General features: G+C 70.7%; 18 protein-coding genes. 11 read left to right on the forward strand and 7 right to left on the reverse strand.

Translation table 11 applies throughout. The features are described from left to right. Positions 1-17 precede the first annotated feature (17 nt). The 4 genes from ISP_RS21080 to ISP_RS21095 all read left to right on the forward strand — a co-directional run bounded on the left by ISP_RS21080 (position 18) and on the right by ISP_RS21095 (position 4,186). Positions 18-2,345, forward strand: coding sequence for a beta-L-arabinofuranosidase domain-containing protein (locus ISP_RS21080; protein WP_013225837.1), 2,328 nt, complete (start codon positions 18-20; stop codon positions 2,343-2,345). A gap of 210 nt (positions 2,346-2,555) precedes the next feature. Beyond that, positions 2,556-3,152: a DUF2339 domain-containing protein gene (locus ISP_RS21085; protein WP_414731842.1), complete on the forward strand. Its 597-nt coding sequence runs from the start codon at positions 2,556-2,558 to the stop codon at positions 3,150-3,152. Positions 3,153-3,218: 66 nt separating this feature from the next. Continuing rightward, positions 3,219-3,608, forward strand: coding sequence for a TIGR03667 family PPOX class F420-dependent oxidoreductase (locus tag ISP_RS21090; protein WP_013230693.1), 390 nt, complete (start codon positions 3,219-3,221; stop codon positions 3,606-3,608). Between the two features lie 95 nt (positions 3,609-3,703). Further along, complete coding sequence (locus ISP_RS21095; RefSeq protein ID WP_230468651.1) at positions 3,704-4,186, forward strand: DUF6328 family protein; 483 nt, start codon at positions 3,704-3,706, stop codon at positions 4,184-4,186. Here ISP_RS21095 and ISP_RS21100 read toward each other — a convergent pair. Further along, positions 4,162-4,554, reverse strand: coding sequence for a VOC family protein (locus ISP_RS21100; RefSeq protein WP_013230691.1), 393 nt, complete (start codon positions 4,552-4,554; stop codon positions 4,162-4,164). The two genes, ISP_RS21095 and ISP_RS21100, sit on opposite strands and share 25 nt — an antisense overlap. Positions 4,555-4,633: 79 nt before the next feature. Between ISP_RS21100 and ISP_RS21105 the strand changes: the two genes are divergently transcribed. Together ISP_RS21105 and helR are read left to right on the forward strand one after the other, a co-directional pair. After that, a complete protein-coding gene (locus ISP_RS21105; protein ID WP_013230690.1) occupies positions 4,634-6,451 on the forward strand; it encodes a LamG-like jellyroll fold domain-containing protein in 1,818 nt (605 codons plus the stop codon). A gap of 99 nt (positions 6,452-6,550) precedes the next feature. Next, positions 6,551-8,755, forward strand: a complete 2,205-nt coding sequence (helR, locus tag ISP_RS21110; protein ID WP_013230689.1) for an RNA polymerase recycling motor ATPase HelR — start codon at positions 6,551-6,553, stop codon at positions 8,753-8,755. A 42-nt stretch (positions 8,756-8,797) separates the two neighbouring features. On the opposite strand, the gene ISP_RS21115 is transcribed toward helR, so the two are convergent. The 6 genes from ISP_RS21115 to ISP_RS21140 all read right to left on the reverse strand — a co-directional run bounded on the left by ISP_RS21115 (position 8,798) and on the right by ISP_RS21140 (position 14,526). Then, complete coding sequence (locus ISP_RS21115) at positions 8,798-9,274, reverse strand: Lrp/AsnC family transcriptional regulator (protein ID WP_013230688.1); 477 nt, start codon at positions 9,272-9,274, stop codon at positions 8,798-8,800. 214 nt (positions 9,275-9,488) lie between these two features. Further along, positions 9,489-10,832, reverse strand: coding sequence for a diaminopimelate decarboxylase (lysA, locus tag ISP_RS21120; RefSeq protein ID WP_013230687.1), 1,344 nt, complete (start codon positions 10,830-10,832; stop codon positions 9,489-9,491). Between the two features lie 402 nt (positions 10,833-11,234). Then, positions 11,235-11,417, reverse strand: coding sequence for an RGCVC family protein (locus ISP_RS21125; RefSeq protein ID WP_013230686.1), 183 nt, complete (start codon positions 11,415-11,417; stop codon positions 11,235-11,237). Beyond that, positions 11,414-12,445 (reverse strand): fatty acid desaturase family protein, encoded by a 1,032-nt coding sequence (locus ISP_RS21130; RefSeq protein WP_013230685.1) that lies wholly within the window; start codon positions 12,443-12,445, stop codon positions 11,414-11,416. Before ISP_RS21130 ends, ISP_RS21125 begins: the two co-directional genes overlap by 4 nt. A gap of 474 nt (positions 12,446-12,919) precedes the next feature. Beyond that, on the reverse strand, positions 12,920-13,825 hold the full coding sequence (locus ISP_RS21135) for a dihydrodipicolinate synthase family protein (RefSeq protein ID WP_013230684.1): 906 nt from the start codon (positions 13,823-13,825) through the stop codon (positions 12,920-12,922). Beyond that, positions 13,822-14,526 carry a GntR family transcriptional regulator gene (locus ISP_RS21140; protein WP_013230683.1) on the reverse strand — a complete coding sequence of 235 codons (705 nt, stop codon included), beginning with the start codon at positions 14,524-14,526 and terminating at the stop codon, positions 13,822-13,824. The genes ISP_RS21135 and ISP_RS21140 overlap by 4 nt, the downstream gene beginning before the upstream one ends. A 62-nt stretch (positions 14,527-14,588) precedes the next feature. Here ISP_RS21140 and ISP_RS21145 point away from each other — a divergent pair, with 62 nt between their 5' ends. From ISP_RS21145 to ISP_RS21165, 5 genes are all read left to right on the forward strand, one after another. Continuing rightward, positions 14,589-15,815 (forward strand): extracellular solute-binding protein, encoded by a 1,227-nt coding sequence (locus tag ISP_RS21145; RefSeq protein WP_200876235.1) that lies wholly within the window; start codon positions 14,589-14,591, stop codon positions 15,813-15,815. Next, positions 15,812-16,855, forward strand: coding sequence for an ABC transporter ATP-binding protein (locus ISP_RS21150; protein WP_013230681.1), 1,044 nt, complete (start codon positions 15,812-15,814; stop codon positions 16,853-16,855). Before ISP_RS21145 ends, ISP_RS21150 begins: the two co-directional genes overlap by 4 nt. A gap of 70 nt (positions 16,856-16,925) precedes the next feature. After that, positions 16,926-17,819: an ABC transporter permease gene (locus tag ISP_RS21155; protein WP_013230680.1), complete on the forward strand. Its 894-nt coding sequence runs from the start codon at positions 16,926-16,928 to the stop codon at positions 17,817-17,819. Beyond that, a complete protein-coding gene (locus tag ISP_RS21160) occupies positions 17,816-18,643 on the forward strand; it encodes an ABC transporter permease (protein ID WP_013230679.1) in 828 nt (275 codons plus the stop codon). Before ISP_RS21155 ends, ISP_RS21160 begins: the two co-directional genes overlap by 4 nt. Before the next feature lie 105 nt (positions 18,644-18,748). Then, the gene (locus ISP_RS21165) at positions 18,749-19,582 is read left to right on the forward strand and encodes a MerR family transcriptional regulator (protein WP_013230678.1); all 834 of its coding nucleotides are present in this window, start codon (positions 18,749-18,751) and stop codon (positions 19,580-19,582) included. Positions 19,583-19,712 lie beyond the last annotated feature (130 nt).

Genomic DNA, 19,712 nt, shown 5'->3' on the forward strand with positions numbered 1-19,712 from the left:
GACGAACGGAGAACCCGGTGACCTCATCTTTCAGCCGCCGGCGACTGTTGCAAGCCGCCGGAGCCACCGCCATCGTCTCCGCGGCCGGGCCGGCCATCGGCTGGGCGCCCGCCGCTTCGGCGGCCACCGCCGCGGCCGTCGGGCCGGTCCGCCCGGACGCCGGGGTGTCGGTGTTCCCGTTCGAACTCGGGCAGGTGCGGCTCACCGCGAGCCGGTGGCTGGACAACCAGAACCGGACGCAGAACTACCTGCGGTTCGTCGACGTAAACCGGCTGCTCTACGTCTTCCGGGCCAACCACCGGCTCTCCACCGGTGGTGCGGCCACCAACGGCGGCTGGGACGCGCCGAGCTTCCCGTTCCGCAGCCACGTGCAGGGGCACTTCCTGACGGCGTGGGCGCAGCTGTGGGCCGTCACCGGCGACACGACGAGCCGGGACAAGGCCACGACCATGGTGGCCGAGCTGGCCAAGTGCCAGGCGAACAACGGTGCCGCGGGGTTCTCCGCCGGATACCTCTCCGGTTTCCCCGAGGCCGACTTCGACAACCTCGAGGCCGGGCGGCTGTCGAACGGCAACGTGCCGTACTACTGCATCCACAAGACGATGGCCGGCCTGCTCGACGTGTGGCGGTACATCGGCAGCACGCAGGCCCGCGACGTGCTGCTCAACCTCGCCGGCTGGGTCGACCGGCGGACCGCCCGGCTCAGCACGAGCCAGCTGCAGTCGGTGCTGAACACCGAGTTCGGCGGCATGAACGACGTGCTGGCCGACCTCTACCAGTACACCGGCGACGCGCGGTGGCTGACCGCCGCGCAGCGGTTCGACCACGCCGCCGTGTTCGACCCGCTGGCGGCGAACCGGGATCAGCTCAACGGGTTGCACGCCAACACACAGGTTCCGAAGTGGATCGGCGCGGCGCGCGAGTACAAGGCCACGGGCACCACCCGGTACCGGGACATCGCGACCAACGCGTGGAACATCACCGTCGGTGCGCACACCTACGCCATCGGCGGCAACAGCCAGGCCGAGCACTTCCGCGCGCCCAACGCCATCGCCGCGTACCTGAACCAGGACACGTGCGAAAGCTGCAACACCTACAACATGCTCAAGCTGACCCGGGAACTGATCGCGCTGTACCCGGACCGCGCCGACCTGGCCGACTACTACGAACGCGCCCTGCTCAACCAGATGATCGGCCAGCAGAACCCGGCCGACAGCCACGGGCACATCACGTACTTCAGCTCGCTCAATCCGGGCGGCCGCCGTGGTCTCGGCCCGGCCTGGGGCGGCGGCACGTGGAGCACCGACTACGACTCGTTCTGGTGCTGCCAGGGGACCGGGCTGGAAACCCAGACGAAGCTGGCCGACTCGATCTACTTCTACAACGACACGACGTTGACCGTGAACCTGTTCCTGCCCTCGGTCCTAACCTGGACCCAGCGCGGCATCACGGTCACCCAGACCACCTCGTTCCCGGCGAGCGACACCAGCACGCTGACCGTGACCGGGAGCGTCAGCGGGACCTGGGCGATGCGCATCCGCATTCCCGGCTGGACCACCGGGGCGACCATCAGCGTCAACGGCGTCGCGCAGAACGTGGCCACCACCCCCGGCAGCTACGCCACCTTGTCCCGGTCCTGGGCCTCCGGGGACGCCGTCACCGTCCGCTTGCCGATGAAGGTCGCGCTGAAGGCGGCCAACGACAACGCGAACGTCGCGGCCGTCACCTACGGCCCGGTGGTCCTGGCCGGTAATTACAGCGGCAGCACGCTGCCGTCTCTCAACCCGGCTTCGGTCACCCGGACCAGCAGCAGCGCGCTGACCTTCAGCGCCACCGCGAACGGCTCGGCCGTCAACTTGGTTCCGTTCTACGACGCTCAGGGCTTCACCTACACCACGTACTGGAACACCGGTGGCGCCGGTGCGACGACGTACCGGCTGGTCAACGTGGGGAGCGGGCTGGTGCTGGGGGTCGAGAACATGTCCACCGCCGATGGTGGCCGGGCGCTGCAGTGGTCGGACAGCGGGACCGCTGATCACAACTGGGAGATGATCACCGACGGGAGTGATGTCCGGTTCCGGAATGCCAACAGCGGGAAGGTGCTGGGCGTTCTGGACATGTCCACTGCGGACAACGCCCGGGTTCTCCAGTGGTCGGACAACGGCACCGCTGATCATCGGTGGACGGTGGTTGACCAGGGGGATGGGACTTCGAAGATCCGTAATGTCAACAGTGGGAAGTTGCTGACCATCGAGAACGGGTCTGGGTCGGCTGGGGCTTATGCGGTTCAAGGGCCGGATAATGGTGCTGCTGTCAATCGGTGGCGGTTTGTGCGGAACGGCTGATGAGCTCGGCGGGCTGAAGCTGGTTCTCTGCCACCCCGATGCCCGATTGTGACTACGGCCGGCGGGCCCCCCAGCAAGGGGGGGACCGGGCCCTGGTCCCGGGCCGGCGGGGGCGGTGGGGGGTGGGGGGGGGGGTGGGTCGCGAGCCGGCGGGCGCGGGCCCCCCTGTTCGCCGGCGGGGGGCGCGCGGGGGGGCTGCGGGGGGCGGGTGTGCTCGGGGGGGGGGCCGCGGGGGGCGCCCGCAACCGGGGTGCGCTCGCCGCCGCGCTCGGGTTCGCGGCGCTCGGCGGCCTGCTCGGCGTGGCCTTCGACGTCACGCCCGCGCTGCTGATCGTGCCCCGCGCCCACTCGGCCGCCGAGCTGGCGGGCGCGCTCGCGGTCGCCGCGCTGATCCTCGCCGTGTCGGTCGTGCTGCCGTGGGCCGCTGTGCGCCTGGCGGTGTTCCGCGGGCCGGCCGAAGACCTGCCGATCTGGCTGCTCGCCGGGATTTCGGCGCTCTACGGCGCGGCAGGGGTCGTGCTTTGCGGGGCACTGCTGGCGGTCGCGGGCCGGCCGGGATTCCTCCTCGGCCACGCGCTGATCACGGTGTCCTGGACGATCGCGGCGCTCGTGCTGCTCCTGCGCGGGATCGACGTCGTCGCGCTGCGGGTGACCGGGCTGATCCTGGTCGGCGCCGCGGTGCTCAAGCTGGTGCTGTTCGACCTGGCGGCGCTGGACGGCCTGGCCAGGGTGGGCGCGTTCCTCGGCGCGGGGCTGGTGCTGCTCGCGGCCGGAACGCGGTACGAGCGGCGGGTCGCGACGCGGTAGAGCGGGAAGAATTGCCGGTGCCCCGTGGTTACCCGGGGCGCAACCCGACGACCAGGGAGCACCGACATGGCCACACCGAAGCTCATCGACCGGGCCGACGAACCGATCGCCTGGCTGACCACCGTCACGTCCAAGGGACGCCCCGCGCCCCGGCCCGTGTGGTTCGTCCTCGACGGCGACGACATCGTGGTGTTCAGCGAGCCCGGCACCGCGAAGCTCCGGCACATCGAGGCGAACCCCGGCGTGAGCTTCCACCTCAACAGCGACGAGCACGGCGGCTCGGTCCTCGTCGTCAACGGGACAGCCCACGTCGAGGCGGGCAAGCCTTCGGAGGCACCCGGGTACCTCGACAAGTACGGCGCCCGCTACGCCGGGATCGGCGTGACCGCGGACGGGTTCGACGCCAAGTACTCCGTCCGCATCCGCGTGGTGCCCGAGCGTTCCTGGGGGTTCTGACCAGTCCATTTCGGACGGTAACGGGCCGGGAGTTCGTGGGAAAGTCACGAATTCCCGGGATGTGGCCGCCCCGGGGTCCGGTTATTGTGCAGTTCGTGCCCGAACACACCGGCGAAACCCGCAACGAGCAGCTCACGCGCAACGTCGGCGAGCTCCTGCAGGAACTGCGCGTCGCGCAGGCCGGGGTGCAGATCCTCTTCGGCTTCCTGCTGTCGGTCGTGTTCACCGACCGGTTCCACGACGCCAGCGGGTTCGAGAAGTCGCTGCACCTGTCCGCGGTGACCCTCGCGGTGGCGGCCACGGCGCTGCTGACCGCGCCCGCGGCGTGGCACCGGCTGCTGTTCCGCACCGGCAGCCGGGAGCGGATCCTGGCCGTCGGCAACCGGTTCGTGCTGGTCGGGCTGGTCTGCCTGGCGTTGGCGATCACCTCGACGGTCGCGCTGATCGCCAAGGTGGTTTACGGCGGGATCGCCATGGTCGTCATGGGCGTGCTGTGCCTGCTGATCTTCGGGGTGCTCTGGTTCGTCATGCCGTTCCGGCTGAACCCGCGCCCTCAGCCGACGGGGCCGCCCAAGTAGAGCGTGTCCTCTTGGACGAAGCAGAGCGGGTTGCCGAACGGGTCGTCGGCGTAGAACGAGCGTTCGCCCCAGAACTGGGTCTCGATGGCGTCGTCGGCCCAGCGCGGCCCGGCGGCCCGCACCCGCTCGAACGTCTCCTCGACGTCCTCGACCGCGAGGTAGACGATCCGCGGGTCCCGCTGCGGGCGCGGCTCGCGGTGTTCCAGCGGCGCCTCCACGCAGGCCAGCACCACGCCGCCGCAGGTGAAGTAGTGCCGGTTGACCGCGATCCGCTCGCCGGGGTCGCCGAAGACGGCGGCGTAGAACGCGACGGCGACCTCGATGTCGTCGACGGGCTGGATCAACCGGAACACCCGCGGGCCGCTCATGCGGGCACAGTACCGCTGTTCATCCCGTGTTCGGCAGCAGTTGCCGGGGTGGTCGGAAGCCGCCCGTAGCTTCCCGCCCGTGACTGACACTTCTCGCCGGACCTTCCTCCTCGGCGCACCGGCCGTCGCTGCCGCGGCGACCCTGCCGAACGTCCTCGGCGCGCCGGCCGCCCAAGCCACCGGCCGGCACCGCCCGGACGCCGAAGATCCGCGCTTCACGCTCGTGGTCATGCCCGACACGCAGTACCTGTTCGACGAGGACCGCGGCGATGCGGCCCCGCTGGACGCCTCGCTGCGCTACGTCCTCGACGAGGCGGATGACAACGTTGTCTTCCTCGCTCACCTCGGAGATCTCACCCAGAACGGCCGCGCGGACGAGTTCGCCCGCATCAGCCGGTCGTTCCAGGCGCTGGACCGCCGCCGGTTCCCGTACAGCACTCTGGCGGGCAACCACGACATCGACGGCTCGAAGGACGACCAGCGCGGCCCGTCGCCGTACCTCGACGCCTTCGGCCCGCAGCGCCAGCGCAACTCGCCGACGTTCCGCGGCGCGACGAAGGACGGCTACAACAGCTACCACGTCTTCCGCGGCGGCGGCCGCGAGTGGCTGCTGCTCGCCCTCGACTGGCGGCCGTCGGCCGGTGGCCTGAACTGGGCGAAGCAGGTCCTCACGCAGCACCCGACCCTGCCGGCGATCCTCACCATCCACGAGCTCGTCTGGGCCGACGACAACGCCCAGGCGCAGTTCTCGACGTTCGGCGAGCACGTCTGGCAGGAGCTCGTCCAGGGCAACGACCAGATCTTCCTGACCCTCAACGGCCACTACTGGCCGACCGGGCGCACCGTCCGGAAGAACGCCGCCGGGCACGACGTGCACGTCCACATCGCCAACTACCAGGACCGCTACTACGGCGGCAGCGCGATGGTCCGGCTCTACCAGTTCGACCTCGCGCGCGGGGTGATCGACGTCCGGACGTTCTCGCCGTGGCTGGCCGCGCAGGACCACCTGAGCGAGATGCAGCAGATCGAGGTCGAGCGCAGCGGCTCGGCCGACTACTTCAGCCTGGAGATCGACTTCGCGGAGCGGTTCAAGGGCTTCGCGCCGGTGCCGGTCCCGCCCGGACGGCCGGCGAAGCAGCTGGTGATCCCCGGAACCGTCGCGTACTGGCGGTTCGAAGGCGGTCAGGACGGCAAGGCGGTGCCGGACGACGTCGTCGTGCGCGACCAGACCGGCCGCGGCAACGACCTCACGCGCGTCACCGCGCCCGGGAGCGGCCCGGACGCGCTGAAGTACTCGAGTGAGTTCTCGCCGCGGCAGCCGTCGCGGGCGAGCCTGCGGTTCGACGGCGGCCGTGACCCCAGCCGGGGTGCGTACCTGCGCACGGTCGACGCGGCACCGATCAACGAGCTCACGTTCGACCGCGGCTACACGGTCGAAGCGTTCTTCTGGCTGCCCGCGAACTTCAAGGACGGCCACCACGGCTGGTGCGGCCTGTTCGCCCGGCAGGGCAGCGGCGCGGCCGCGGGCAAGACCGGCGACGACCCGCAGGAATCGGCGGCCACACTGTCCCTTTCGGACAGTGGGGAGCTGCAGTGGGCGGTGTACCCGCTGAACCAGAACCGGACGTCGACGAACTGGGGCCACGAACTGGCGGTGGAGAAGTGGTGGCACGTCGCCGTGGTCAACGACGGCCGGCGGACGACGGTGTACGTCGACGGCTGCCCCGTGGTCCGGAACCCGGCCACGCCGGCGGTCGGGCTGGCCGATCCGGGCGGTTCGTGGCTGGTCGGTGCGTCGTCCTACGGCGGGAAGGTCGACCGCAGTTTCGCGGGGCTGCTGGGTGACGTGCGGGTGGTGGACCGGCCGCTGAACCCGCGTGAATTCATGCTGGGCTGAGACCCTTGACAGCGGTGGACAATAAAAAATCGGCGTGCACTCCGAAACCACAGGAGAACTCGCCGAACCTGATAAGAGTCTAACCGCTGTGAGGGGAACTTGTCAAACCAGGGGTACGACGAGGAATTGCGGGAAGAACGGGCCTACGTCGCCGCGCTGTACGAGCGGCTCGACCGCGAGCGCGCGGCGGCGCAGGCCCGCTACCACGGTGCACTCGGGCAAACCGACGTGACGCCGGGGGAACGGGAGACCGACGTCCGCTGCCGGTCGCGGGAGGCGGCCCGGCTGGACGTCGCCGACAACGGGCTGTGCTTCGGCCGGTTGGACGCCCGTTCGGGCGAAACCAGCTACATCGGCCGCATCGGGTTGTTCGACGCGGAAAACGACTACGAACCGTTCTTGCTGGATTGGCGGGCGCCGGCCGCGCGGCCGTTCTACGTGGCCACGGCGGCGCGGCCGGAAAACCTGCGCCGCCGCCGTCAGTTCCACACGATGGGCCGTCGGGTCCTCGATTTCACCGACGAAGTCCTGGGTCTTCCTTCCGACGACGAGCGCGGGGACGCGGCCCTGCTCGCGGCCGTCAACGCGCCCCGCGGTGAGGGCATGCGGGACATCGTCGCGACGATCCAGGCCGAGCAGGACGAGATCATCCGCCTCGGCCACGCGGGGGTGCTGGTGGTCGAAGGCGGCCCCGGCACCGGCAAGACGGCCGTCGCCCTGCACCGGGTGGCGTACCTGCTCTACACCCGGCGGGAGCGGATGTCGCGCAGCGGCGTGCTCGTGGTCGGGCCGAGCCCACTGTTCCTCGACCACATCGGCCGGGTGCTGCCGTCGCTCGGCGAGACGGACGTGGTCTTCCTGACCACCGGCGACCTCGTGCCCGGGCTGCGCGTCACGGCCGAGGACCGGCCGGAGGTGGCGCGGCTCAAGGGATCGCTCGAGATCCTCGACGTGCTGGCCGCCGCGGTCGCCGACCGCCAGCAGCTGCCCGGTGAACCGGTGCCGATCGACCTCGGCGACGTCACCGTGGAACTCGACGCCGGCCTCGCGGCCGAGGCCCGGCTCGCAGCGCGCGAGTCCGGGCTGCCGCACAACGAAGCCCGCGCGGTCTTCCGCGAGCGCGCGGTCGCGCTCGTCGCCGAGCGGGTCGTGGCGAAGATCGGCGAAGGCTGGCTGACGCGGGCGGACCGCGGTTTGTGGGCGGACCTGCGTGCCGACGTCCTCGACGAGCTCGCAGAGCACGAAGCGCTCGCCGCCGCGCTCGACGAGCTGTGGCCGTACCTGACGCCGGAGACGTTGCTGGCGCCGCTGTACGAGTCCCCGCGTCGCATCGAGGCCGCCGGGGCCGATCCGGCGTTGTTCCGCGCGGACGGCACGGCCTGGACCGTGTCGGACGTGCCCCTGCTCGACGAGCTGGTCGATCTGCTCGGCCGGGACGACACCGAGGAACGCGCCGCCGCGCGCCGGCGGGCGGAGGCGGAGGCCGAGTACGCCTCCGGCGTCATGGAGCTGATGAAACTGGACCGCGAGGAGCTGGACGAGGACGTCCAGCTGGTCGCCGAGGACCTGCTCGACGCCGGCGAGCTGGCCGGGCGGTTCACCGAGCGCGACCCGCGCGACCTGGCCGAGCGGGCGGCCGCGGACCGCGACTGGACGTACGGGCACGTCGTCGTCGACGAGGCGCAGGAACTGTCCGAAATGGACTGGCGGGTGCTGATGCGGCGGTGCCCCAGCCGCTCGTTCACGATCGTCGGCGACCTCGCCCAGCGCCGCTCGGCGGCCGGGGCGACGGCGTGGGGCCCGGTGCTCACGCCGTACGTCGGCGACCGCTGGCTGTACCGCGAGCTGACCGTGAACTACCGGACCCCGGCGGAGATCATGACCGTCGCGGCCGCGCTGCTGGCGCGGTTCGCGCCGGACGTGCGGCCGCCGGAATCGGTGCGCGCGTGCGGGGTCCGGCCGTGGTCCAGGCGAGTGGCGGCCGACGAGCTGGCCGAGGCCATCGACGATTTCGTCCGCGACGAGGCCGGCCGCGAAGGCACCAGCGTCGTGATCGGGCCGCCGGGGGTGCCGGGAACGATCCCGGCCGGGGCCACCAAAGGACTGGAGTTCGACGCCGTCCTCGTCGTCGAGCCGGAGCGGATCCTGGCCGCGGGCCCGCGCGGCGCGGCGGAGCTCTACGTCGCGCTGACGCGCGCCACGCAGCGCCTCGGGGTGCTGCACCGGGATCCGCTCCCGGCGGCGCTGACCGGCCTCGCCGAGGCCGGGGTGCCCGCGAGGTCCGGGCACCGGCGATTCCTGTAGTGAACGGGGGTGGCGGGCGGCGACGCCCGTCATCCCCGGTCGCTACGCCGTGAGCCGGCCCCAGGAGTAGTTCTGCTTGGCCAGCTTCAGGTACACGAACAGTTCGGTCCCGGACACGCCCGGGATCTTCCGGATGTCTTCGCCGAGCACGTCGAGCATGTGGTCGTCGTCCCGGCAGACCAGCTCGGCCAGCAGGTCGTAGCGCCCGGCGCACAGCACGACGTAGTGCACGTTCGTCAGCTCGGACAGCTTGCCGGCGACTTCGCGGGGATCGACGCCGTCGACGTTGATGCCGACCATGGCCTGGCGCGTCAGGTCCACGTTGGCGGGGTCGGTCACCGCGACGATCTGCATCAGGTCGTCGCGCAGCAGCCGCTGCACGCGCTGGCGGACCGCTCCCTCCGAAAGCCCGACCGCCTTGGCGAGCGCGGTGAACGAGGCCCGGCCGTCCTTCTGCAGCAGATCGATCAGTAATCTGTCCGTATTGTCCAGCGCGCGCGCACGTGTTTCGTCACCCATGCCGTCCCTCCCTGTGTTTCGGCATGTGATTTGTCAAGTGCGCAGCGTATCGAGACCAGCGGAGAAAGCGAGCCCTCCGGGGCAGCTTCGCGCGATTCGACGTACACGCCGCGCTCAGCCGAGGAATCGGTGGTCGAAGCGGAAATCGACGAGGCTTTCCGAGGCGGTTTCGGGCGCCCGCGCACCGCACGTACCCCCTACGCCGGCTACGTCGTCAGCCCAAGTCGCGTCGGCCGAGATCTTCCTCGGTTTCGCGGCGCACCAGCAGCGTCGCGACGCCGCCCCGCACGCCGATCAGCGGTGGCCGGCCGACCTGGTTGTAGTTCGACGCCAGCGAGTGGTGGTACGCGCCGGTGCACGGCACGGCCAGGAGGTCGCCGGCGTGCAGGTCGGCGGGCAGGCTGATGCCGTCGGCGAGGACGTCACCGGCTTCGCAGTGCCTGCCGACCACGGTCATCGGGAGGCGCTTCGCCGTCGAACGCCGTCCCACCAGGCGTGTCGTGTACCGAGCGCCGTAGAGCGATGGCCGGGCGTTGTCGCTCATGCCGCCGTCGACCGCGACGAACGTGCGGCTGCCGCGCTTGACCGCGCACACGCGGTAGACCGTGATCCCGGCGGGCCCGACGATCGCGCGGCCGGGCTCGATCGTCAGGCGCGGCAGGGGAAAGCGGTGTGCCGCGCACTCGTAGGCGAGCGCCACGCGCAGGCGCCGCGAGTAGCCGCCGAGGTCGAACGCGGGCTCGCCGCCGACGTAGGGCACCGCGTGTCCGCCGCCGAGATCGAGTTCCCGCAACGTGACGCCGTGGGTGTCGCGGATCCGGACGAGCACCTCGGCCATCCGCCGCGCGGCGGCCTCGTACCGGTCGACGCGGGACACCTGTGAGCCGATGTGGCAGTGCAGGCCCCGAAGGCGCAACCCGGGTTGCCTCTTCACCGCTTCGACGGCGGCGTCGACGTTGTCGGGAACGCCGTCGAGGAGCGAGAAGCCGAACTTCTGGCCTTCGGTGCCGGTGCTGATGGCGGCGTGCGCCCCGGCCGCGACGCCCGGCGTCACCCGGATCATCACCTGCTGAGCGCCGTGGGCGAGCGCGCCGAGCTGTTCGATCTCGTCGAGCGAGTCGACGACGATCCGCCGGACGCCGTAGCCGAGCGCGGCCTTCAGGTCCTCAGGCGTCTTCGCGTTGCCGTGCAGCAGCATGCGCTCCGCGGGGAAGCCGACCGAGCGCGCGACGGCGATCTCGCCGGCGGAGCAGGTGTCGAGCGACAACCCCTCTTCGGCGACCCAACGCAGTACGGCCCGCGTACAGAGCGCCTTGCTCGCGTACGCGACTTCGACGTCCGGCAGCGCTTCGCGGTACTCGCGTGCGGTGTCGCGGACCTGCTGTTCGTCGATGAGGTAGGAGGGCGTCCCGAAGCGGGCGGCGAGGTGGCTGACGGGCGCGCCGGCGAAGAGCAGTTCGCCGTCTTCGCCGATTCGGGTGCTTCGCGGCCAGACTCCTGGCTCGAGGTGATCGGCGGCTTCGCAGCCGAGGCTGGGAAGAAGCTCGCTGAGCGTCACGGGTGCCTCCGGGCATCACGGCGGATCGGATGTCGCCAGGACACTCCCGTGGGGGCCTCCGGAGATCACCTGTGAATGCCGTCCTGACGGCTTCCGGGCGCTCGCTGACGGCTTGTTAACGCGCGAGTAACCTCGGCCACAGCCCGGCTGACCTGCGCAGAACGCCTGTCATGCGGCCCGGCACGCGCGGGCCGACCGGGGTGCGTTCGGCACGCGGGGGCTGGCCGGGGTGCGTTCGGCCCGCCTGCCGTGCGGCCCGGCGTGCACGGGCCGACTGGGGTGCGTTCGGCTCGCCTGCGGTGGGCCAGGCCAGCGGGGTGGCCAGGTGCGTTCTGCTTGCCTGCCGCGCCGAGGACGGGGCCGGGCCGGGCGGCGCGCGTCGTGCGCGCCGGCCGGGTCCGGTCAGTTCGCTTGGTGGTCCGCCGTCGAGCCGCACACGCAGCCGCGGTCGGCTCCCCGGCCGGCCGCCGTCGCGGCGCAGTAGCGGCGGGCGATCGCATCGTGCGTGCCGAGCGGGTGCGGGCAGCTCGGGCACTGCGTGCCGTTGCGGGGGACCTCCGGCGCGTCGGGCGCGGGGGCCGTCACGGTGTCACCTCAGCGGTCCGCAGGGGCTCGCTCACCGAGTGGAGGTGCTGCAGCACGTACCCGTACGAGCGGGCCCAGCCGCACTGGGCGTAGGAGATCTCGTGCCGGGCGCAGAAGTCCCGGACGATCACCTGCGCGTGCTTGAGGTTCGGCCGGGCCATGCTCGGGAACAGGTGGTGCTCGATCTGGTAGTTCAGCCCGCCCAGCGCGAAGTCGGTCACCGGGCCGCCGCGGATGTTGCGTGAGGTCAGCACCTGCTTGCGCAGGAAGTCGAGCTTGTGCCCGGCCGCCAGCATTTCCATGCCCTTGTGGTTGGGGGCGAACGAGCAGCCCATGTACAGCCCCCACAGGAACTGGTGCACCAGCACGAAAATGATCCCGGTCAGCGGCGACAGCACGATGAACACCGCGGCGAGGTAGGCCACGAGGTGGGCGATCAGCAACGCGGATTCCAGCTTGTGCTTGCGGACGTCTCCGCGCCACACCGCCTTCACGCTCGAGACGTGCAGGTTCAGGCCTTCGAGCAGGAGCAGCGGGAAGAAGAGGAATGCCTGGTACTTCGCCACCCAGCGCAGGAAACCGCGCTTCTGCGCGCTCTGCGCCTTGCTGAACGCGAGCGCGGCGATGTCGACGTCCGGGTCCTCGTCCTCGTGGTTGGGATTGGCGTGGTGGCGCGCGTGCGTGCCGATCCACCAGCCGTAGCTCAACCCGGTGAGTCCACCGTGGACCAAGCCGGTGGCGTCGTTCGCCTTGCGGCTCCGGAAGATCTGCTTGTGCCCGGCGTCGTGACCGATGAACGCCAGCTGCGCGAAGACCATCGCGAAGAACGCGGCGAGGAACAGCTGCCACCACGAGTCACCGAGGTAGGCGAAGGCGACCCAGCCACCGCCGAACGCGGCGAGGTTGAGCCCGATCCGCACGGCGTAGTAGCGGCGGCGGCGCTGCAGCAGCCCCGCGTCCTTGATGAGCCGGGACAGCTCGGCGAAGTCGCTGCCGTGCGCGGTTTCCGGATTTTGAAGCGAAGTCATGTCCACCGTTCTGGTCAGCTGAATTGCTTGTCCAACAACGGCTTCCGGCGATCGTGAGCCGGTCCGATCCGGGATAAGGGCGCTGGCGCCTGGCCGCGGGTTCGCTCCGCGGCATGCCCTCAGCGTCCCACCCGGCGCCCCCGATGGCAATTCCCCGCTGGCCGCCGAGAAGGTGTACAGTCAGCCACATCGGGATGACGGTGACCTACCGCACACCCGAGGCCTTCCGGCCGGTTCATCCGACCGGGGACAGGAGTTGAAGCCGGGTTCGTGAACCCGTTCGTCTCGCAGCCGTGCCGGCCGTTCGACCGGCGAGCAGCCGCCCGCAGTCGCACAGAGTGACGCCCGGGGCGCCCGATCAGGTTGCCACAGCGAGGTTCGCGTCCAAGGGAGAGACCCCTGTCAGCGGGCGGCTCGTCGACGAGCCGGGGTTCGGCACTGCCGCCGCCCCCCGTCCCGCCGACGAGCCGCCATTCACAAAAGTCCCCACGAGGAAAGCAGTCCGGCGAGCTGCTCCCGTTCGGTGCCGGTCAGCAGCCGGCTCGGTGGCCGGACGTCCGGACGGCACAGTCCCAGCCGGCCCAGCGCGTCCTTGACCACGCTGACGTTGTTGGCGTTGCCGTTGGCGGCGCGGAGTTCCTCGAACGGCCGGATCCGCTCCCAGACGGTCATCGCCGCCGGATAGTCCCCTGTGGACAGTGCGTGGAACATCTCCAGCGAGATCGCCGGGTCGACGTTGACCAGCCCGGACGTGAAGCCGGTGGCGCCGACGGCGAAGTAGCCGGGTGCCGAGAGCTCCGCCAGCCCCGCGATCCACACGAACCGGTCGAAGCCCGCGTCCCGGGCGACCGAGCCGAACCGCACCGGGTCCGGGACCGCGTACTTCACCCCGATGACGTTCGGCGCCGCCTCCCCGAGCGCGCGCAGCTGCGCACCGGCGATCGCGGGGTTGCGGACGTAGAGCACGACGCCGAGTTCCGGCACCGCCGCGGCGATCGCCGCGTGGTAGTCGACCCAGCCGTCGCCGGAGATGTACGGGTGCACCGGCTGATGGATCATGATCATGTCCGCGCCGGCGTCCCGCGCGTGGACCGCGGCCCGCGTCGCCGACGCGACATCGTGGCCGATCCCGGCGAGCACGCTCGCCCGGCCCGCCGCGGCTTCGACGGTGACCTCGAGGCATTGCCGCGCTTCGCCCGCGTCGAGGGCGTAGAACTCGCCGGTGTTGCCGTTCGGCGTCACGACCTCGATGCCGCCGGTGATCAGCCGGTCCACGAGTTTCGCGTACGTCTGGCCGTCGACGGCGCCCTCGGCGTCGAACGGCGTGACCGGGATGGCCACCACCCCGGAAAGTCGCCGCCTCTGCTCCTCGAACGTCATCGGGCCCCCTTCGGATCGCCGGTCTCGGTGGTGCTTTCGCCGGGCAGCCCGAAGGCGACCCGGTCGATGAAATCGGTGATGTGCTGGCGCAGCAGGTGTTCGGTCTGCCGGGCGTTGCCGCTCTCGGCGGCGTTCAGGATCGCCCGGTGTTCGGCTGCTTCGCCCTGCCAGGTGGGGCTGATGCCCCAGCCGGTGACGGTGATCAGCGCGGCCTGGTCGCGCAGCCCGTCGAGGACCTCGACCAGCAGCGGGTTCCCGCACCCGGCGTAGAGCGCGCGGTGGAACAGCCGGTTCGTCAGGCTGGCCTTCGCGCGGTCGCCGGCGGCCGCGCCGGTCTCGACGCCGGCCAGCACCTGCCGCGCTTCGCCGAAGTCCGCACCCCGCTCGACCGCCCGCCGGACGGCTTCGGGCTCGAGCAGCGCGCGCAGGTCGTAGACCGCGGACGCGCTCTCGGCGTCCATGACGCGGACCGCGGCCCCCTTGTACGTGCTCATCGTGACCAAACCGGAACCGGCCAGGATCCGCAGGGCCTCGCGCACCGGCGTCTTCGACACCCCGAGCAGGGCGCCGACCTCGGCTTCGACGAGCGTTTCGCCCGGCCCGAACTCCCCGCTCAAGATCGCTTCCTTGATCGCGTCGCGGACGAAATCCGTCCGCGAGACGGGCGGCGGCGGCCTCCGGGCCGAAGAAGTGCTCGCCACTGGCATGTCCGATCTGATATACGATGCGACATACAATATTATCATGGACCTAGGGAGCAGCCATGCAGCGTTGCACCGGCTTCCGATTCCGACGAGTGCTGCTGGCGGTGGGTCTCGCGGCCGGCCTGGCGGCGTGCGGCGCGCCCGGCGGCGACGGCGGCCACGCGGCGGATCCCCAGGCCGTGCCCGACAAGCCGGGCAAGCCGGTCGAGCTGAACATCCTCGACGTCGCGGGCAACCTGCAGCTCACCAAGCAGATGATCGAGAACTTCAAGGCCGCGCACCCGGACGTGCTCGCGAAGGTCACGTATTCGACGGCACCCGCGCCGAGCATGGCGGGCAAGCTGAAGGCCGAGCAGGACGGCGGCGCCGCCCAGACCCACCTGGTGCTCAGCGGTACCGACGGCCTCTCCGCCGGCATCGCGAACGGCACCCTGGCCAAGGTCCTGCCGGACTTTTCGAGCCGGTTCCCGAACCTGATGCAGAACTACCTCGAGCCGGCGGCCAAGATGCAGGAGCTGGCCAACGGCTACGGCGTCGAGGTCGTCTACTACCCGTCGGGCCCGCTCCTCGAGTTCAGCCCCGGCGCGGTGCCCGCCGCCCCGGCGTCCCCGCAGGAGCTGCTCGACTGGGCGAAGGCGCACCCGGAGAAGTTCCAGTACGCCCAGCCGTCGAACTCCGGCCCGGGCCGGACGTTCCTGATGGGCCTGCCCTACCTGCTCGGCGACAAGGACCCGAAGGACCCGGACAAGGGCTGGGGCAAGACCTGGGCGTTCCTGCAGGAGCTCGGCAAGTACGTGAAGTACTACCCGTCGGGCACGACGGAGACGATGAAGAACCTCGCGTCCGGGGCGGTGGACATGATCATGTCGACCACCGGCTGGGACATCAACCCGCGCAAGCTCGGCACCGTGCCCAACACGGTCAAGACGGCGATCATGCAGCCGATGCACTGGGTCACCGACGCCCAGTACGCCCTGATTCCCAAGGGCCTCTCGCCCGACCAGGAGTCGGCGATCCTGCAGCTGATCGCGTGGATGCTCAAGCCCGACCAGCAGGCGATCGCCTACGACGACGGATACTTCTACCCCGGCCCCGCGGTCAAGGACGTCACTCTGCAGATGGCGCCGCAGAAGAGCCAGGACACGATCAAACAGTTCGGGCGCCCGGAGTACGAGCAGTGGATCGCCCAGTACCCCAAGGAGACCTCGCTGCCCGCCGAGCAGCAGGTCAAGGCGTTCGACAAGTGGAACCAGCTGGTCGGCGGCTCGAAGGTCGGCAAGAAGTGACGTTCGGGCAGCTGCGGCTGGACGGCGTCTCGCGCAGCTTCGGCACCGCGAACGCCCTGCGCGGCCTCGACCTCGCCATCACGCGCGGCGAGTTCGTGGCCCTGCTCGGCCCGTCCGGCTGCGGCAAGTCGACGGCACTGAACTGCCTGGCCGGCCTGCTGCCCCTGACCGCGGGCAGCATCTGGCTCGACGACACCCGCATCGACGGGCAGCCCCCGGAGCAGCGCGGGTTCGGGATGGTGTTCCAGAACTACGCGCTGTTCCCGCACATGTCCGTCCGCGCCAACGTCGGCTTCGGCCTCAAGATGCACAAGGTCGGCCGCGCCGAGGCCCGCCGGCGCGTCGACGAAGCGCTCCGCCTGGTGCAGCTGACCGAGCACGCGGCGAAGTTCCCCGCGCAGCTGTCCGGCGGACAGCAGCAGCGCGTCGCCATCGCCCGCGCCGTGGTGCTGGAGCCACCGGTCGTCCTGATGGACGAGCCACTGTCCAATTTGGACGCCAAACTCCGGCTCGAGATGCGGATGGAGATCCGCCGCCTCCACCAGACGCTCGGCCTGACCACGGTGTACGTCACCCACGACCAGGAGGAGGCCCTGTCGCTGGCGGACCGCCTGGTGGTCCTGCGCGAGGGCGCCGTCCAGCAGATCGGCACGCCGGAGGAGGTGTACGCCCAGCCGGTGAACAGCTACGTCGCGTCCTTCATGGGCTACCGCAACCTCCTGGACGTGACGGTCACCGGAACCGCAGGTTCTTCGGTCACCGTGGAGGGCGCGGGAGTCCGCCTGGCCGGCCGCGGCACGCTCACCGAGGGCCCGGCGAAGGTGGCGATCCGCCCGGAGGACTTCGTCGTCGGCGACGGCACGGAGAACGCCCTCGACGTGACGGTCGAGATCGTCGAGTACCACGGCCGCGAGTTGTCGGTCTCGGCCCGGCTGGAGACCGGAGTGCCGGTCTACTTCCGGACGGACAAGCGCCTCGCGCCCGGGGACACCGTCAAGATCGGCGTTCCCGCCGAGCGGGTCCTGGTGTTCGCGCCGTGACCGCGGCGACCATCGGTGCCACCCGGGTCGCGACCGCCGTAGCGACCGCTCGGGTCGCGGAGGTCGGGTCATGACCGCCGTGGCGACCGCTCGCCCCGCGTTGCGGCACCGCCTGGCCGAACGCGGCATCGACCGCACCCTGCTGCTCCTGGTGCCCGGCCTGCTGGTGACTGCTTGTTTGTTCCTGTACCCCTTCCTCTACGGCCTCCAACTGTCCTTCGCGCCGCGCAAGGGCGGCGTCTTCGCGAACTACGCGCGGTTCTTCGGCGACCCCTATCTGCGCAACACCATCTGGACGACGCTCGGCATCGCCCTCCCGGCGACCTTCATCAACGTCCTCGCCAGCATCCCGATCGCCTACGTGATGCGCGGCCGCGTCCGCGGCAAGCGTCTCCTGACGACGATCCTGGTCGTGCCGATCACGCTCGGCACGGTGCTCACCGCGCAGGGCCTGATCATGTACGGCGGGCCGGCGGGCTGGCTGAACAAGGTGCTCACCGTCCTCGGCGTCACCGACCAGCCGCTCCCGCTGATCCACAACTACACCGGCGTGCTGCTGTCGCTGGTGATCACCGGCTTCCCGTTCTCCTTCCTGCTGACGTTGTCCTACCTCTCGGGCATCGACCCCTCCCTGGAGAAAGCGGCCGCGACGCTCGGCGCGAACGGCGTCCAGCGCTTCCGGCGCATCACGCTGCCCCTGCTGGCTCCCGGCCTGGCGATCACCTTCTGCCTTTCGTTCGTCATGGCGTTCTCGGTCTTCCCGAGCGCGCAACTCGTCGGCGACCCCGCGAACGAAACCCGGGTCATCTCGATCGCCGCCTACCACGCCGCGTTCGAGGAGTACGACTACTCGATGGGCTCCGCCGTCGCGATGCTCATGGCGGTGGTCATGCTGATCGTGATCGGCCTGGTCATGGCGTGGCGCGGCACGCTGTACCGCGGAGCGACCGGAGGCAAGGGATGACCGGCTGGGTCGCGCGTCCCGGACGTTGGGTCGTCTGGGCCGTCGTCGTGTTCTTCTTCGTCAACCTCGCGGGCGTGGTGCTCTCGGTGGTCGTCGACTCGTTCGGCACGCAGTGGTTCGGCACCTGGCTCCCGGACGGCTTCACCACCCACTGGTACGCCGACGCCTGGCGCGAGTTCGGCCTCTCGGACGTCCTCCTCACCACGGCGATCGTCGCGCTCGTGGTGATCGCCGTGTCGGTGGCCGTCGGCGTTCCGGCCGCCTACGCGCTGGCCCGCCGCTCGTTCCCCGGCAAGCGCCTGGTGATGCTGCTGTTCGTGCTGCCGATCCTGATCCCTCCCATCACCTACGGCATCCCGCTGGCCACCGTGCTCTACAAATTCCACCTGGCCGGCACGATCACCGGCGTCATCCTGGCCAACCTGGTGCCCTCGGTGCCGTTCGTCGTGCTGACGATGACGCCGTTCATCGAGCAGATCGATCCGAAGATCGAGGCCGCGGCCCGCATGTCCGGCGCGCGGACGGTCTCGGTGTTCACCCGCATCCTCGGCCCGCTGCTGCTGCCCGGCATCCTGGCCGCGTCGATCCTCGTGCTCGTGCGCACGGTCGGCATGTTCGAGCTGACGTTCCTCACTGCCGGCCCGGACTCGACGACCCTCGTGGTGGCGCTCTACAACTCCGTGTTCGCCGCGGGCATCCGCGCCAACCAGTCCGTCGACGCCATGGCGACCATCTACACCGCTTCCATGCTCGTGCTCCTTCTCGTCGCGTTGCGGTTCGTGAACCCGACCCAGCTGGTGACCCGGATCCGGGAGGAAACTTGATCTCGTGCGTTCGACTTTACCGCGAAAAGTCGAACACCTGATCGACACGATCGGGCGAATCTGATTCTTGCGCCTCCCCCGAGGGGAGGTGTCAGGCTGACGGGCATGCGCTATTCGATCGGCGACCTGGCCCGCCGGACCGGGCTGACGATCAAGGCCGTCCGCTTCTATTCCGACCACGGCCTCGTGCCGCCGTCCGGCCGCAACACCGCAGGTCACCGGCGGTACGACGACGCCGCGCTCGCCCGGCTCGACCTCGTCCGCACCTTGCGCGAGCTCGGACTCGGCCTCGCCGTGATCCGCCGGATCGTCGACGGGGAAGCGATCGTCGCCGACGTCGCGGCGAGGCACGCCGAGGCCCTGGAAACGGAGATCCGCGTGCTGCGCCTGCGGCAGGCGGTGTGGACGGCCGTCGCCGCCCGCGGCTCGACCACCGAGGAGACGAGACTCGTGCACGAACTGGCCCGACTGTCCGAAATGGAGTGTGTCGCCGACTTCCTCGCCGAAGCGCTGGGCGACCGCCCCGAGCTCGCCGGGATCGCCCGCACGCTGACCCCGGAACTCCCCGAGGACCCGAGTCCCGGCCAGCTCGACGCCTGGATCGAACTGGCCGGGCTGACCCGGGACGCCGACTTCCGCGCTGCCGTGCGCCGGCTCGCCGACCAGCACGAAGGCGGCCTGCGCCGCGACCTGGCCGACGCGGTGCGCGACGCGGTCACGCCGGCCTTGGTGGCCGGGATCGACCCGGGATCACCGCAGGCGGCGGCGATCGTCGACGGCCTCGGCCGCGACCCCGCTGAGCTGCGGAACTGGCTCGGCGTCGTCCACGATCCCCGCCGCGAGCGGTATTTGGAGCTGCTCGCGGTGATCAACGGCTGGGCCGCGCCGGAGAGCCTGACGCCGGTGCTCGCCTGGCTGACCGCGGCGGTGGCCTCCTGACGCCCGCCTGAGGCCGGGCGCCCCGCTGGCTTGGCTGACCGTGGTTCTGGGCTCCCCGACTCGCCCCGCCGCCGCTCGCTTGGCTGACTGCGGCTGTGGCGCCCGACCCGATGCGTCCGTTCGCCTGGCA

It is taken from the genome of Amycolatopsis mediterranei, from assembly GCF_026017845.1.
Classification (GTDB): Bacteria; Actinomycetota; Actinomycetes; order Mycobacteriales; family Pseudonocardiaceae; genus Amycolatopsis; species Amycolatopsis mediterranei.

Excerpts from the sequence above, each read along its gene's own strand:
- ISP_RS21090 (WP_013230693.1), top strand. The coding sequence starts at position 3,219 with ATGGCCACACCGAAGCTCATCGACCGGGCCGACGAACCGATCGCCTGG.
- ISP_RS21100 (WP_013230691.1), bottom strand. The coding sequence starts at position 4,554 with ATGAGCGGCCCGCGGGTGTTCCGGTTGATCCAGCCCGTCGACGACATC.
- ISP_RS21115 (WP_013230688.1), bottom strand. The coding sequence starts at position 9,274 with ATGGGTGACGAAACACGTGCGCGCGCGCTGGACAATACGGACAGATTA.
- ISP_RS21130 (WP_013230685.1), bottom strand. The coding sequence starts at position 12,445 with ATGACTTCGCTTCAAAATCCGGAAACCGCGCACGGCAGCGACTTCGCC.
- ISP_RS21135 (WP_013230684.1), bottom strand. The coding sequence starts at position 13,825 with ATGACGTTCGAGGAGCAGAGGCGGCGACTTTCCGGGGTGGTGGCCATC.
- ISP_RS21145 (WP_200876235.1), top strand. The coding sequence starts at position 14,589 with ATGCAGCGTTGCACCGGCTTCCGATTCCGACGAGTGCTGCTGGCGGTG.
- ISP_RS21155 (WP_013230680.1), top strand. The coding sequence starts at position 16,926 with ATGACCGCCGTGGCGACCGCTCGCCCCGCGTTGCGGCACCGCCTGGCC.
- ISP_RS21160 (WP_013230679.1), top strand. The coding sequence starts at position 17,816 with ATGACCGGCTGGGTCGCGCGTCCCGGACGTTGGGTCGTCTGGGCCGTC.
- ISP_RS21165 (WP_013230678.1), top strand. The coding sequence starts at position 18,749 with ATGCGCTATTCGATCGGCGACCTGGCCCGCCGGACCGGGCTGACGATC.